This window comes from Leclercia sp. LSNIH1, assembly GCF_002902985.1.
GTDB lineage: Bacteria > Pseudomonadota > Gammaproteobacteria > Enterobacterales > Enterobacteriaceae > Enterobacter.
The window spans coordinates 3,003,180-3,017,418 of the sequence record NZ_CP026167.1 but is presented as its reverse complement, the minus strand read 5'-3'; the positions used below and the strand labels follow the sequence as shown (position 1 = coordinate 3,017,418).

Genomic DNA, 14,239 nt, shown 5'->3' with positions numbered 1-14,239 from the left:
TGCGTCCGTAGCTCAGTTGGTTAGAGCACCACCTTGACATGGTGGGGGTCGGTGGTTCGAGTCCACTCGGACGCACCATTTCAGTTCTGAAATGGTGCAATCCCTCTTCTTCTCTGATTTATCACTTTCGCTTCGTTTCTGAGTTGCTCATCACCCGTTTTCTACCACACTTAACCTGCATAGCATTTTCCCCATGGATTCGGTAAAAAAAACAGCAGGTAAACACAATGAAAAAAATTGCCATTGTCGGAGCAGGTCCCACAGGGATCTATACCCTCTTTTCTCTTCTGAAACTGAATACACCGCTTTCCGTCACCGTTTATGAACAGGCTGAAGAGGCCGGCGTCGGGATGCCCTATAGCGATGAAGATAACTCGCGCATGATGCTGGCCAATATCGCCAGCATTGAGATCCCGCCCCTTTTCTCCACCTACCTCGCGTGGCTGCGCACCCAGAGTGAGGCGCATCTTGCGCGCTACGGCGTGCAGAAATCTACCCTGCACGACCGACAGTTCCTGCCGCGTATTCTGCTGGGCCAGTATTTCCGTGACCAGTTCCAGACGCTCATCGCGCAGGCACGAAAACAGGGCTTCGAGATCACTGTCCAGGAGTCCTGCCAGGTGAGCGATCTGCTGGCCAGCGCCGAGGGGGTGAGCATCTGGACCGACGGCAAACTCACTCCTGACCAGTTCGATCTGGCGGTGATCGCCACCGGCCACGTCTGGCCGGACGAAGATACCTCTTCACGCGACTTCTTCCCGAGCCCCTGGTCCGGGCTGATGGAGGCCAGCATCGGCGCGGGCAAGGTGGGCATTTTAGGTACCTCCCTGAGCGGGCTGGACGCGGCAATGGCCGTCGCCGCACAGCATGGCAAATTCATTGAGACCGATGACGAGCAGATCCACTACCGGCTCGATGAGAAGAGCGAGGCGCTGAAGATTGTGCTGATGTCCCGCTCTGGCATCCTGCCCGAAGCCGATTTCTACTGTCCTATCCCTTACGAGCCGTTAACCGTGGTCACGGAAACGGCCATCGAGGCGGCGATCCAGCAGGGCACCACCGGCCTGCTCGACCGGGTATTTATGCTGATGATTGAAGAGCTGACGCAGGCTGACCCGCAGTGGAGCAAGGCGATCGCCCTGGACACCCTCACCGCCGACAGCATCCGCGACGCCTGGTTTGCCGATCGCCAGAAGCATGGCCCGTTCCGCTGGGCGGTCTCTAACCTGGATGAAGTGGAGCGCAACAAGCGGGACCACCGCACGTTGCCGTGGCGCTACACCGTGTTGCGGCTGCATGAGGCCGTAGAAAAGATTGTGCCCTACCTGGATGAGACCGACAGAGAACGCTTTAAAACGGGGCTGGCGCGGGTGTTTATCGACAATTATGCGGCGATCCCTTCACGGTCGGTGCGCCGACTGCTGGCCCTGCGCGAGGCGGGTATCATCAGCATCGAGGCGCTGGGCAACGAGTATGAACTGACCGCAGAAGGGAACCGGACGGTCATTCACGCCGAGGGTAAACGCTGGATCTTTGATACCTTTATCGACGCCCGCGGGCAGAAAGCGCTGAAAAGCAAAGACCTGCCGTTTCCGTCCCTGCGCGAACAGCTTGTCTCTGCAGGAGAAGATATCCCCGACGTCGGCGACGATTACACCCTGCTGGCACCGGAGTACCTGCGCGGGCGCATCGCCTTCGGCGCCCTGCCCTATCTGATGCACGATCGCCCCTTTGTCCAGGGTCTGGTGGCCTGCGCGGAGATCGGCGAAGCGATGGCGAAAGCCGCCGTTCAGCCCGCCTCCCGCGTACGCAGGCGGTTGCCGCTTATGGCGGAGTAAAGGCGGTTTCGCAGGCGGCGGCCAACGCCAGCAGCGGCGATTCATCGGCTGCGGGAGAGAGAATTTCCAGCCCCACAGGAAAGCCGCTGCGCGTTCTGCCGCAAGGAAGCGTGATAGCGGCGAAACTGCTGATGGCCGCCAGCTCAGGTGCACATCCGGGCGGCATCTTCTCCAGGCTGTCGGGTATACGGCACACCGTTGGGTAGAGGTAAGCATCGACCCCCGCCTGCTCTGCTACCTGACCAAGGGTGTGGCGCAACCGACGCCGCAGCTCTCTTCCGGCGCGCCACGCCGGGGTTTTCAGTTTGTCGCAGGCGAGCATCTGGGTCAGGAGCGGTAAAAACTCCGGCAAAAATTGCCCGGATGCCACAATGGTATGCAGATCCGTCGGCGCCCCCGGATGCTGCTTTAACCAGGCATCGAACCCCACGCGAAATTCGAACAGGCTCAGGCAGATTGCTCTCTCCACGTCGTGCAGTATCGGCAGATCGATCTCCGTAAGCGTTGCGCCGTGACGCGCAAGCTGCGCGAGGGCGGCATGCCATACCTCTCCCTGGTGCGAATCGCTCCCTTCCAGGCTGCGAATCACCCCAAAACGCACCCCTTTCAGCGAAACGGATTCAAGGGTCCGTGGCGTCTGGCCGTGGATAATCCAGTGCAGCAGGGCCGCATCCTGCACGCTATGTACCATCGGCCCCACCGTGTCTTTACTGAGGGAGAGCGGCGCGATGCCCTCCATCTGCCCCCTGCGCACCCGCGGTCTTACCCCCACCAGCCCGGTATAGCTGCACGGGATGCGGATCGAGCCGCCGGTATCAGTACCCAGCGCCCCCTCCGCCATTCCTGCCGCCACCGCCGCCGCGCTGCCGCCGCTGGAGCCGCCTGCCGTAATGCCCAAAAACAGCGGGTGATGCACATCGCCGCCAAGCGAGCTGCGGGAGCGGACGTCGAAAGCAAACTCAGACATATTGGCCCGGGCCAGAATAATCGCCCCGGCAGCCCGCAGACGGCGCACCACCAGCGCATCCCCTGTGGACCGAAGCGCGGCCAGGGCCTGACACCCTGCCGTTACCGGCAGTCCGGCGCAGGCGATATTATCTTTGACCACCAGCGGCACGCCGTGCAGCGGCCCCAACGTCTGGCCGCGACGCCGCTGCGACTGGCAGAGGTGCGCCTGGGCCTGCGCCTCCGGGTTGATGCCGAGGATTGCGTTCAGCTGCGGCTGCCCGGCAATGATCGCCAGCCGCCGGGCTATCTCTTCGGGGGCATCCCGGGGAGGAATCAACCGACTCTTTTGCATATCGTCCTCTTCACAGTCATGCCGGAGGCCAGCGCAACGCGCTGGTCTCCCGTTGCAATCAGTCCCGCAGTCCGGAGGTGATGGCATCCAGCGCTTCCGGATGCAGACGGATCTCCGCGGCGCGACGGTGCCCCTGCATCCCCTCGGTACGGCTCTGGCGAATGGCCGGTTCCGCAATCGCCGCGATGCCCTGCTCGTCGATCCACTGATGGGTACAGATTTTAACGTAAGCTCCCACCCACAGCCCGCCGGTGTAACGTGCCGCCGCCATGGTTGGCAGGGTGTGGTTGGTGCCGCAACATTTGTCCGAGAAGACCACGCTGGCGTTCTGACCGATAAACAGCGAGCCGTAATTGCGGATTTTCGCTGCCGTGCTGTGCGGGTCGCGGGTATGGACCTGCAGATGCTCGGTCGCCATATGATCCGCAAAGGCGATCAACTGCTCTTCGCTGTCGCAGACCACGATTTCACCCTGACGACGCCAGGCTTCGCCCGCGGTGGCGGCGGTAGGCAGCGTCATCAGCTGGCGCTCAATTTCTGACAGCACCCCCTCGGCGATCGCCCGGCTGGTGGTCGCCAGCCCGACGCGGGTGTGAACATCATGCTCGGCCTGCGCCAGCAGATCGGCGGCAATAATGCGCGCATCAGCGCTGTCGTCGGCGACGGTGAAGATCTCGCTCGGCCCCGCCAGAGCGTCAATCCCCACTTTGCCAAACACCTGGCGCTTGGCCTCGTTCACAAAGGCGTTGCCCGGTCCGACAATTTTATCCACCGCCGGTACGCTCTCCGTTCCCCAGGCCATGGCCGCCACCGCCTGAGCACCGCCAATTTTAAAGATCCGGTGCGCCCCGGCCAGGTGACAGACCGCAATCATCGACGGGTGCGCCGCGGGCGGCAGACAGGCGATAATCTGCTCGCACCCGGCAACCGTGGCGGGCACGATGGACATCACCGGCGCGGAGAGGATCGGATAGCGGCCCCCCGGCACATAACACCCTACCGTCTGAACCGGAATAATGCGGTGCCCCAGATGCACGCCAGGCAGGGTTTCCACCTCCAGCGGCTGCATGGTGGCAAGCTGGGCCTCGGCAAAGCGCCTGACCTGGGCGATGGCAAACTCGCTGTCGCGGCGGGTCTGCGGGTCCATCTCGCGCAGCGCGGTCTCAATCTCCTGGGCCGTGACTTCAAACTGCGCGGGCACCACCTTATCAAACTGCCGCGAGAAATCTCTCAGGGCCGCGTCGCCCTCGTCTTTTACCCGCGCAATAATGCCACCGACCGTGTCGGTTAACGATTTGTCGGCCTGCGCATCCTGCCCCTGGGGACGTTTGATCCAGCTCACCTGGTCAACAATTGACTGTACAGACATTATGCTTCCTCCATTTGACCCAGTTTGATTTGTGCCAGCAGCGCCAGGTGATCGTAAAGCACCCACTCGTCGACAATTTTGCCGTTGATAATGTGGTAGTGAGACATCCCCATCACGAACAGACGTTTACCGGTCGGTTTACCCAGCTTGCCGTAGCCCAGGTGGTGGCCCTCGATGATCCAGCGTATCGCTACTTTCGTGCCGCCTTCGTCGCACGGGTTGGAGCAGATGTGCTGCGGCAGCCAGGCGCCGTCAGGGATCATGCCGATCAGGGCCAGAGTCTGGTGCGTCACCGATGCCGTGCCGTACAGCTCTTTCATCAGCGGGCCGTGCCACTGAACGTTCGGCGCGTAGACCTCTTTGATCTTGCCGAGCATCCGGCGGTTATAGATTTCGTGCATCCAGCGCAGGCACTGCTCTTCGGTGTCGGTATGGGCGATGGAGACATCGCAGACCATCTCCGGCGGATACTGCCCCAGCATGCGGCCGTTTTCACCGATATCGGTAACGCGAAAGCCCTTGTCGAACTGCTCTTTCGCCATGTTGAAGGCGATTTCATCGGTGTTCAGTCCCAGCTGCTTCATCAGCGACATGTTGTCGCTCACCACCCACTCGCGATAGATCTTGTTCTCGTGGATCATGCAGTCGGCCACGGTGCGGGTGACGAACGTTCGGTTAGTCGGTTTGCCGAGGTGGCTGAACTGGGTATGCCGCCCGCTGCCGGTCACCAGGTGCGAGGTGTAAAAACCGTCCACGTCGTTACCGTTCCAGATCACCTGGGTCGCCATGCCGCGGCGCTCCGGAAAAGCCACCAGGCGTTGCAGCGTATCCTGCACTACCTGCTCGCGGGTATAGAGAGTACCCAGCGCGTTATATAAGACGCAGTTGTGCGTATAGTGGGTGTAAATTAACCCCACGTCGCGTTCATCCCATATTTTATGGGTGCAGCGGACAATATAATCGACAATATCGGTATAACACTCATCGAACCCACGTAATGATTGCGCCCGCGGACGTTTCTCCGGCACTAAATCAATAAAGTCGCGACGCTCAACCTGTAATACCGGTTCATCACGGGTGAGCTTATTATTTTTTTCAGGTACGGCTGGTGCTTTATTTGTTGCTTCAGTTGAAGACATATAAACCCCTGCTTCTGTTTTCAGACAATACGATCCCGCACCCGGAATGGATGGAGAATGGAGCCGCAATATTTATTGCGGCGGATTCAAAATCGTTCAGGTAAGAAATATAGCGGAGGCGGACCTCCGGTTAATTCACGATTTGCGACCAGATAGCTAATTCATCAATACCAAGATATTCGCGAATAATTAAACCATCGCGTAATTCAAGCTGACTGATACCAGTGATCGATACCGGTTTACGGGTCGGCACGCCAAACTTGCCATACCCGTCGTGCCAGGTGAGGAGCGACCAGCGCAGCGAAATGCGCACCGGCTCGCCAGGGTCCCGGCGCACGATAAGGTGGTGCAGCTGCACTTCGCTGTCGGCAAAGGAGGCGCGGTATCCCGACAGTAGCGCGGCAATCTCCTGCTCTCCCGTGCCGCTGCAGTGGCCCGGCGCATAGAGCGTGGCGGCAGGATGATACAGACCCGGCACGGTGCCGCTGTTCCCGCCCGCCCACATGGTGAGATAGCGCTCCACTACCCCGGCAATCGGCCCTTCGACATCATCCCCCTCCGGGCCACCCGACCAGCGGGCGTCCAGCGTTTCGGCGGTTGCCCGGGGAATACCCAGCTGCTCCTGCATGCCCGCCAGATTGCGCGCAAATTCCTGCACGTTAAGTCCGAGCTGAGCGACAATCGCCGCTCTGTCCTGCAAAAGCCACTCCTGGCGCACCGCGCCGTCGGCACAGATACGGTCGGCCCAGGTGCGCACCCAGAGGGTTTTGCCGCTGGGTGCGCCGAAGAAGCCTTCGCCCATATGGCGAATGCAGGCGATGGTACGCTGGGCGGCGTAGTACTCATTACCGGGATTCTCGGTCGCCAGAATGTCCTCGGTCAGCACGGTGCGCTGGGGAAAGCTGTGCATCGCCTCCAGGGTCAGGCGCATAAACTGCGGCAGATCGGTCAGCTGTTTTTCCGGGGTGATAAAGACCACCGGCGTAGCGTAGAAGTCGGCAAGCTGGCCGATATCCTTTTGTTCCCAGACCACATGCGTCAGGGTGAGAATAAACTGTTGGATGGAATCGAACTGAGGGCTGAAGCCCGGCAATCTGCTCATTTGTCCTCCTGCGTCTGGAACATGTAATAACCCTCGGCGTCGATAGCCCCCGCATGCGGTCGGCGTGCGGAGTGGCGTACCACCAGTTTTCCCGGCACGGTAATTTGTTCAGGCTCGATCGTACCGCTGTCGATCTGCTTCATCAGGAGTTCCACCGTGGCGCTGACCATCGCCTCGACGGGCTGTGACGCGGAGGTTAATGCATAGGAAGCCCAGCCGGAGGGGCCGATGTCGTCATATCCCACAATGGAGACATCTTCCGGGATGCGCAGGCCAAACTCGTAGCGCGCCACATCCATGACGATCACCGCCATATGGTCATTGGCGACAAAAATGGCGTCCGGCGCGGGGGATGCGGAGAAGAGCGCATAGGCCGCTCGGGCCGTCTCCTGGGCATCGTAATTGCCGTTCACCACCCGGACATCCTCAATGCCCTGCTCCTGCAAAGCCTGCAAATACCCGCGCTGACGGGCGATGTTGACGGACGAGTCCGCCACCCCTCCTACGTAGGCAAAGCGTTTATGTCCTGCCGCCAGTAAAAATTCGGCAATCTGGCGGGATGCCGCCTCGTTATTGCTGTTGACGCTCGACGCCATTCCGCTCTCTTCGCTGCGGTTAAACAGCACCACCGGGATCCCGGCGGCAAGGCACTCCTGGGAGAGGTCAAGCGACAGGGTGACCGAAGCCAGCACAATGCCGTCTACCCGATACTGCATGATCTGGTCGAAAATCCGGTCAACGTTCCCGTCGCGATCGCCGACAAACAGCAGCAGGTGATAGTTAAGGGTGTCCAGCTTTTGCGCCAGCGCCTCAAGCACCTGGGGATAAAACTGGTTATCAAAATAGGAGATCACCACGCCGATGATCCGTGAGCGGGCCGTGTTAAGCGAGCGGGCGATGGCGTTAGGCCGATAGCCCAGCTCACGCGCCGCCTTGAGCACCTTCTCACGCGTTGCCGGTGAGATGCTCGCCCCCGGCGTGAAGGTGCGGGACACCGCCGATTGTGATACTCCCGCCAGCTGCGCCACCTGTTGAGAGGTCACCGCTGTAAAAGTCTTACGTTTCATTACCGTGAGTTCCTTATCCCTGTGACTCCCCTCATCGGCACTTGTGGCAGGGCTATTCCCTGTCACCGCGCCGCAGGAAGCGGGTACTTTTTATACTTACACCATGTTTGCATGCGTATGCAACAGCCTAAATTATTTTTTTCACAATGGTGATAAACTACCTTTACAAATCTGAAACCTTTTCGTAACTTCAATTTTTGAATACGTATGCAGAGCAATATTCACGCCGTCAATTGTACCGGGCAGCCTGGTCAGTATCCAAAGGGATTGAGCCGGTAAACGTTGTACTTGACTGGTTTTAACCCATTACGTTTTAAGAGGTTCACAACCATGTTTCGAGCACTGTTACGCCGACCCGAAGCCCGGCTCTTTTTTATCATCAGCGTGTTGTTTTTTATCTGTATTCACAGCATTGATGCGTTCCTGGCCCCGATGATGATCAACCAGGGGATGGAGCCGCAGGTGATGGGGATCATCATGGGGGCCAGCGGCCTCGCCACGCTGCTGATCCGCTTTCCACTGGGGATTGTTTCCGATGTGGTGAAGAGTCGAAAAATCTTTATCCAGGGGGCGCTGGTCCTGCCGATTATCGCCTGGCCGCTGGCGTGGCTGGAGCCTAACGCCCTCACCCTCTATCTGGCGAAGGCGGCTGACGGGGTCACCGCTGCCACCTGGGTGCTCTACAACATTCTCTTTATTCGCTATTTTGACCGCAAAGATGCCCCTGCTGCGGTGGCCTTTCTGGCGCTGGCGGGGCCGCTGGGGGTGTTTCTCGGCAACTGCATCGGGGGCCTGTTGATTCACTATTTTGAGAACAACATCGCATTTTTCGTCTCCTGCGTCTCGGCGCTGGTGGCGCTGCTTCTCACCACCCGCATCCAGGATGTACACGATCCGGTCAAAGCCCCGACGCTGAAAGCCTGTATCGCCGGTGCCCGCCTGCAACTGGCCGATCGTTCGGTGTGGCTGATTGGTATTCTGGCGACCCTCGTCATCCTGGTGCCTTTTGCTACCCGCGATACGCTGACGCCGATCTATGCCGAGCAGTTAGGCGGGCGTGCCGGGATCTTAACCCTGCTGAGTAACATCCATCTGATCTTCTACGCTCTCGCCATCGCCCTTTGCAGCAGCCTCTTTTATCAGCGCCTTGGGCTGATGAAGACGGCGGTGCTGGGCATTGTCCTACAGGTGGTGTCGACCTTAGGCATCCCCTTCACCAGCAATATGTATGTCATCTATCTGTTACAGGCGCTGGCGGGCTTCTCCTTCGGGATGGCGTTCGCGGCCTTTATGTCCCTGAGCGTGGTCAATACCACCTCTGATGAGCAGTCCACGCGCATGGGTCTGTTCCAGACCATTTACTCCTGCGGCATGTTTGCCGGGCCGGTGATCATGGGCGTGATGATGCAGCACATTAATCTGTCGTCCGGCTATCTCTTTATTGCTGCCCTGTCGGTTATCGCGGCCATTGCCACCCCGCTCTCCGTGCGCTGGGTGAATAGCCGTAAAACGCCGCCGTCTGCGGAATTATCCCTTAACGCCCCACTCGCGCCCGCGCGCGACCAGTAATATTTATCACCCAAACATTTATCCCGGCCCGCCGGGAGGATAGTTGTCATCTTAATTATGCGAGGAAGAGATTGTGGCTTATATGCTTAAAACCAGTAAACCGGTTCAGGAACGTCAGGATGCGCAGCGTCAAATAAGGGAAACGGTAGAGCTAATCCTGGCGGATATTGAAAAACGCGGTAATAAAGCCATCCGCGAATTATCCATTAAGTTTGATCGCTATGACCGTCAGGATTATCGCCTGAGCGACGCGGAAATTAATGCCTGTATCAATAAATTAAGCCGCCAGGATATTCACGATATCGAATTTGCGCAGGAGCAGGTCTTTAATTTCGCCCGCGCTCAAAAAGAATGTCTGCGGGATCTGGAAATTGAAACCCGTCCGGGGGTGATTCTCGGGCATAAAAACATTCCCATCAATGCGGTGGGGTGTTATGTCCCGGGCGGGAAATATCCCCTGCTGGCCTCAGCGCATATGTCGATTATCACCGCCAACGTGGCGGGCTGTTCCCGCATCGTGAGCTGCGCGCCGCCGTTCGGCGGCGAACCGGCACCCGCAATCGTCGCGGCGCAAAAAATGGCCGGCGCCACGGAAATTTATGCGCTGGGAGGGATTCAGGCCATCGGCGCGATGGCGCTGGGCACCGATTCGCTCTCGCCGGTCGATATGCTGGTCGGGCCTGGTAACGCTTTTGTGGCGGAGGCCAAACGCCAGCTCTTTGGCCGGGTCGGGATTGACCTCTTTGCCGGTCCGACGGAGACGCTGGTCATTGCCGACGACACCGTTGACGCCGAAATGTGTGCTACCGACCTGCTGGGACAGGCCGAGCATGGTGTGACCACGCCTGCCATTCTGCTGACCAACTCGATGGCCCTTGCCAAAGAGACGCTGCGCGAGATCGATCGTCTGCTGGAAAAACTGCCCACCGCTGATATCGCCCGCCAGGCGTGGCGCGATTATGGGGAGATCATCGTCTGCGACAGCTACGAAGAGATGCTCGCGGAAGCCGACCGCATCGCCTCTGAGCATGTTCAGGTCATGACCGCCCGGGACGACTGGTTCCTGGCCAACATGACTAACTTCGGCGCTCTGTTCCTCGGCCCGCGCACCAACGTTGCCTATGGCGATAAGGTGATCGGCACCAACCACACGCTGCCCACGCAAAAAGCGGCGCGTTACACCGGCGGCCTGTGGGTGGGGAAATTCATGAAAACCTGCACCTGGCAGAAAGTCCTCAGCGATGAAGCCACCACCGAGATCGGCAGCTACTGCTCGCGCCTCTCGCTGCTGGAAGGCTTCGCCGGACATGCTGAGCAGGCCAATATCCGCGTCCGCCGCTACGGCCAGGTGGAGGTGCCTTACGCCACCCCGGCGCCGATCAGAGAGAAGGTGTAAGTCATGGCGTTTCCTGAGATGCCCTCCTTCGGCCTGCAGGGAAAGCGAGCCCTGGTGACGGGCGGCTCCCGCGGGCTGGGATTCGCCTGCGCTGTCGCCCTGGCGCAGAGTGGCGCAGAGGTGTGGATTGCCGCCAGGGATCGCCAGGCGCTGGATGCGGCTGCCACCCTCGCCGCCGAACGCGGGCTGCTGCTGCGTCCGGTGGTGCTGGATATCACCGATGTCGCCCAGGTGGAGGCCGTCACCGAAGCCCTGCCCGCCTTCGACATTCTGGTCAACAGCGCCGGGCTGGCTCGCCACGAACCGTTTCTGACGGTCAGCGAGGCGAACTTTGATGCGGTGATGGCGCTCAACCTGCGGGCGACCTTTTTTGTCAGCCAGCGGATCGCCGCCCGGATGCGTGAGGAGCGAATAGCAGGCTCGATCATCCACATCTCCTCCCAGATGGGGCATGTCGGCGGCCCTAAGCGCAGCGTCTACTGCGCGTCGAAATTTGCGCTGGAAGGGTTAACCAAAGCCATGGCGCTGGAGCTTGGCGAGGCGGGGATCCGGGTTAATACCCTCTGCCCGACCTTTATTGAGACGGCGCTGACCGCATCGTCGCTGGCCGACCCGGCCTTTCGCCACTACGTGCTGGAGAATATCAAGCTCGGACGCACCGGTACCGTCGAAGATGTGATGGGTCCGGTGGTGTTCCTGGCCTCCGGCGCCGCAGCGATGATCACCGGCAGCGCGCTGATGGTCGACGGCGGCTGGACCGCAACCTGAGGAGTAAGATTGTGGATAATCACGCCCTGCCGCTGGTGCTGATTAGCGGCACGCTCTGTAACGCGCGTCTCTGGCAGCCGCTGCTTGACAGGCTCAACCTCTCTGACGTGCTCTGCATTACGCTGACCGACGCGACGTCGGCGGCAGACGCCTCGCGAAACCTGCTGCGCGAACTGCCGCCGCGCTTCCTGCTGGCTGGCTTTTCGCTGGGGGCGATTGTGGCCCTGCAGATGGTCGCCGACGCGCCACAGCGTATCGCCGGGCTGGCGCTGCTGTCGGTCAATCCCCTTGCCGATGCGCCAGAAAATGCGGCTTCCCGACGCGAGGCGGTGCGCGTGGCGCGACAGCAGGGTGTAATGAGTTGGCTCTCCGCCAGCCTGTGGCCGAAATACGTTGCCCCAACGCGCACGCAGGATGCCGCCCTGCACGATCTGATTTGCCAGATGGCCGGGGAGTGCGGGCCCGACACCCTGGCGACGCAGACTGAAATCGCTATTACCCGGCGGGACAATCGCGGGGCGCTCCCGGCCCTCGCCTGCCCCATCGTTGTTATCAACGGCCTGCACGATCCCATCTGCACGCCGTCTCACCACCAGCGGGTTATTGAGAGTGCGCCTCAGGCGACGCTTGTCACCCTCGCCTCAGCCGGACATTTCACCCTGCTGGAAGCGCCGGATGAGGTTGCTCACCCGCTACGTCACTGGATCCAGGAGTGTTTAGATGCGTAAAAACAGACTCAAGGCAATGCCCGACGGCAGCGCCATGATTAACGGCTGGCTGGCCATCCCGTCGGGCTACAGCGCGGAGCTCGCCGGCCATCAGGGTTTCGATGCGGTCACCGTCGATCTTCAGCACGGCATGATTGACTTCGGCAGCGCGCTCTCCATGCTGCAGGCCCTCTCCGCTACCCCGGCGGTGCCGCTGGTGCGGGTGCAGGATAACGATCCGGCGCAGATCATGCGCATGCTGGATGCGGGTGCCTACGGCATTATCTGCCCGATGATCTCCACGGCCGAAGAGGCTCGCCGTTTTGTGGCCGCCTGCCGCTATCCGCCGCTGGGCAACCGCTCCTTTGGCCCTGCCCGGGGGCTGCTCTACGGTGGCGCGGATTATCCACAGCACGCCAACGACGAAATATTGACCCTGGCGATGATCGAAACCCGTGACGGGCTGGCGAACCTGGATGCCATCCTTGCCACCGACGGACTGGATGGGGTCTTCATCGGCCCGAACGATCTGTCGTTGACCCTGACCGGCAGCGCCAGCGCCGAATCCCGTCACCCTGAGATGCTGGCCGCCATCGAGCGGGTCGTCAGCCGGTGTCGTCAGTGGAATAAAATCGCCGGGATCTTTTGCACCTCGGGTGAGGCTGCCGCCCGGCGCATTAGCGAAGGTTTCCAGTTTGTCACCCCGGCGAACGATGTCATGCAACTTGGCCGCGCCTCACGCGAAGCCATCGCCCTGGCGCGGGGCAATGCACTCCCCACTACCGGCGCATCAGGTTATTAACAGGAGAAAAGATGAAAGCACGTCACATTAGCCCCGAACTGGCCCGCAGCCGTCTGGTTGCCCCTGAAGATATGGTGTCCTGCAATCTTGCGTTTATCGACTGCAAGCTCCCCGGCTCTCACCTGAAACAGAACTATTCGTTTATTGGCCCGGGCGTGACCCAGTCCTCCGCTCAGGTGGTCAATATCCCGGAGCCGCACGGCTTTAATATCGGCGCCGCGGCGATGCCAAAAGGGGTGACCAATAACCTGCATCTGCATTTCACCGCCAAAGTGTTCTTGATTCACGAGGGCACGTGGCGTTTTCGCTGGGGAGCCAACGGCGAAAATGAAGCCGAGTTCAGCGCCCCGGCCATTCTTTCCATTCCCACCTGGATCTTCCGCGGCTTTACCAATGTCAGTAAAGAAGAGACCTGCGGCATGGTCTACACGGTGCTTGGGGGAAATAACACGGGGGGAATTATCTGGCATCCGTCGATTCTGAACGCGGCCAGCGAGTATGGCCTCTATCTGAGCAAAGACAACATGCTTATCGACGTGAATGCGGGCGATACCCTTCCGGAACCGGCAGGACTGCTGGCGCCATTGCCTGCAGAAGAGATCGCCGCCCTGCACCACTACTCCGTGGAGGAGATGCGCCAGCGGGCGGTGACCGGGGACGATCGGCGCTGGTCGGCGGCGGGGTTACTCGATTCGGTCCTGCCCGGCCACGGCGGCGAGATCGCCCCGGCGATCGGCTTTGGTATCAGCCAGGATAAACACGCCGCGCCAGCTATCGTTAACCCGCACGGTTTTTCCGTTGAGTGGCTGCGCCTGGCCGCGGAGCATGTGGTGGGTCGCCACCTCTGCCCGGACGTGCAGGTGATCATGGTCTTTAAAGGGACGCTGGAGGTGACCTGGAATAAAGAGGGCGAAGAGGTGAGCATTGTCGCCCCTGAGCGTTCGGTCATTTCGGTTCCGGCCAACAGCTGGCGGCGTTATCGCGCGTTGGAGGGCGACATGGAGTGCATTCTGACCACCGAGGGCGATCAGCGTAAGCGCGTCTACTGGGATGAAGAGATCCTGCAACAGGCGAGAGCGGCAAACCGCTGTCTGGATCCGGACGGGTATGTCACGGCGGCGGATCTGCTGCCGGAAACGGCGAAGCGCGCGGGTCTGAAACTTGAGGCGCTACCGTAAACAG

Annotated in this window: 12 protein-coding genes and 1 tRNA gene; 8 read left to right on the top strand and 5 right to left on the bottom strand. The window is 60.2% G+C overall.

What is annotated here, in order from left to right:
* Window position 1 precedes the first annotated feature (1 nt).
* Window positions 2-78 (top strand) — tRNA-Val (locus C2U54_RS15005).
* Window positions 79-227: 149 nt separating this feature from the next.
* Entirely contained in the window at window positions 228-1,838 is a 1,611-nt protein-coding gene (locus C2U54_RS15000; RefSeq protein ID WP_103179350.1) for an FAD-NAD(P)-binding protein, read from the top strand.
* On the opposite strand, the gene C2U54_RS14995 is transcribed toward C2U54_RS15000, so the two are convergent.
* The 5 genes from C2U54_RS14995 to C2U54_RS14975 form a co-directional block, all read right to left on the bottom strand.
* Window positions 1,825-3,138 (bottom strand): amidase family protein, encoded by a 1,314-nt coding sequence (locus tag C2U54_RS14995; protein WP_103179349.1) that lies wholly within the window; start codon window positions 3,136-3,138, stop codon window positions 1,825-1,827. The two genes, C2U54_RS15000 and C2U54_RS14995, sit on opposite strands and share 14 nt — an antisense overlap.
* A gap of 58 nt (window positions 3,139-3,196) precedes the next feature.
* The gene (gene hisD / locus C2U54_RS14990; RefSeq protein WP_103179348.1) at window positions 3,197-4,507 is read right to left on the bottom strand and encodes a histidinol dehydrogenase; all 1,311 of its coding nucleotides are present in this window, start codon (window positions 4,505-4,507) and stop codon (window positions 3,197-3,199) included.
* Entirely contained in the window at window positions 4,507-5,646 is a 1,140-nt protein-coding gene (locus tag C2U54_RS14985; protein ID WP_103179347.1) for a nuclear transport factor 2 family protein, read from the bottom strand. Before C2U54_RS14985 ends, hisD (C2U54_RS14990) begins: the two co-directional genes overlap by 1 nt.
* 130 nt (window positions 5,647-5,776) lie before the next feature.
* Window positions 5,777-6,748: a nuclear transport factor 2 family protein gene (locus C2U54_RS14980; protein ID WP_103179346.1), complete on the bottom strand. Its 972-nt coding sequence runs from the start codon at window positions 6,746-6,748 to the stop codon at window positions 5,777-5,779.
* The gene (locus C2U54_RS14975) at window positions 6,745-7,815 is read right to left on the bottom strand and encodes a LacI family DNA-binding transcriptional regulator (protein WP_103179345.1); all 1,071 of its coding nucleotides are present in this window, start codon (window positions 7,813-7,815) and stop codon (window positions 6,745-6,747) included. The genes C2U54_RS14980 and C2U54_RS14975 overlap by 4 nt, the downstream gene beginning before the upstream one ends.
* Window positions 7,816-8,145: 330 nt before the next feature.
* Between C2U54_RS14975 and C2U54_RS14970 the strand changes: the two genes are divergently transcribed.
* The 6 genes from C2U54_RS14970 (at window position 8,146) to C2U54_RS14945 (ending at window position 14,235) form a co-directional block, all read left to right on the top strand.
* Window positions 8,146-9,384, top strand: a complete 1,239-nt coding sequence (locus tag C2U54_RS14970) for an MFS transporter (protein ID WP_103179344.1) — start codon at window positions 8,146-8,148, stop codon at window positions 9,382-9,384.
* A 73-nt stretch (window positions 9,385-9,457) separates the two neighbouring features.
* Window positions 9,458-10,780: a histidinol dehydrogenase gene (hisD, locus tag C2U54_RS14965; RefSeq protein WP_197431839.1), complete on the top strand. Its 1,323-nt coding sequence runs from the start codon at window positions 9,458-9,460 to the stop codon at window positions 10,778-10,780.
* A gap of 3 nt (window positions 10,781-10,783) precedes the next feature.
* A complete protein-coding gene (locus C2U54_RS14960; RefSeq protein ID WP_103179343.1) occupies window positions 10,784-11,548 on the top strand; it encodes an SDR family NAD(P)-dependent oxidoreductase in 765 nt (254 codons plus the stop codon).
* A gap of 11 nt (window positions 11,549-11,559) precedes the next feature.
* Window positions 11,560-12,276: an alpha/beta fold hydrolase gene (locus C2U54_RS14955; protein ID WP_233210488.1), complete on the top strand. Its 717-nt coding sequence runs from the start codon at window positions 11,560-11,562 to the stop codon at window positions 12,274-12,276.
* Window positions 12,269-13,057 (top strand): HpcH/HpaI aldolase family protein, encoded by a 789-nt coding sequence (locus C2U54_RS14950; protein ID WP_103179341.1) that lies wholly within the window; start codon window positions 12,269-12,271, stop codon window positions 13,055-13,057. Before C2U54_RS14955 ends, C2U54_RS14950 begins: the two co-directional genes overlap by 8 nt.
* A gap of 11 nt (window positions 13,058-13,068) precedes the next feature.
* Complete coding sequence (locus tag C2U54_RS14945) at window positions 13,069-14,235, top strand: cupin (protein ID WP_103179340.1); 1,167 nt, start codon at window positions 13,069-13,071, stop codon at window positions 14,233-14,235.
* Window positions 14,236-14,239 lie beyond the last annotated feature (4 nt).

What these genes read in the sequence shown, in the direction of transcription:
- C2U54_RS14995 (WP_103179349.1), bottom strand. Translation starts at nt 3,138, where the DNA reads ATGCAAAAGAGTCGGTTGATTCCTCCCCGGGATGCCCCCGAAGAGATA.
- C2U54_RS14970 (WP_103179344.1), top strand. Translation starts at nt 8,146, where the DNA reads ATGTTTCGAGCACTGTTACGCCGACCCGAAGCCCGGCTCTTTTTTATC.
- C2U54_RS14975 (WP_103179345.1), bottom strand. Translation starts at nt 7,815, where the DNA reads ATGAAACGTAAGACTTTTACAGCGGTGACCTCTCAACAGGTGGCGCAG.
- C2U54_RS14950 (WP_103179341.1), top strand. Translation starts at nt 12,269, where the DNA reads ATGCGTAAAAACAGACTCAAGGCAATGCCCGACGGCAGCGCCATGATT.
- C2U54_RS15000 (WP_103179350.1), top strand. Translation starts at nt 228, where the DNA reads ATGAAAAAAATTGCCATTGTCGGAGCAGGTCCCACAGGGATCTATACC.
- C2U54_RS14945 (WP_103179340.1), top strand. Translation starts at nt 13,069, where the DNA reads ATGAAAGCACGTCACATTAGCCCCGAACTGGCCCGCAGCCGTCTGGTT.
- C2U54_RS14980 (WP_103179346.1), bottom strand. Translation starts at nt 6,748, where the DNA reads ATGAGCAGATTGCCGGGCTTCAGCCCTCAGTTCGATTCCATCCAACAG.
- hisD (WP_103179348.1), bottom strand. Translation starts at nt 4,507, where the DNA reads ATGTCTGTACAGTCAATTGTTGACCAGGTGAGCTGGATCAAACGTCCC.
- C2U54_RS14960 (WP_103179343.1), top strand. Translation starts at nt 10,784, where the DNA reads ATGGCGTTTCCTGAGATGCCCTCCTTCGGCCTGCAGGGAAAGCGAGCC.
- C2U54_RS14985 (WP_103179347.1), bottom strand. Translation starts at nt 5,646, where the DNA reads ATGTCTTCAACTGAAGCAACAAATAAAGCACCAGCCGTACCTGAAAAA.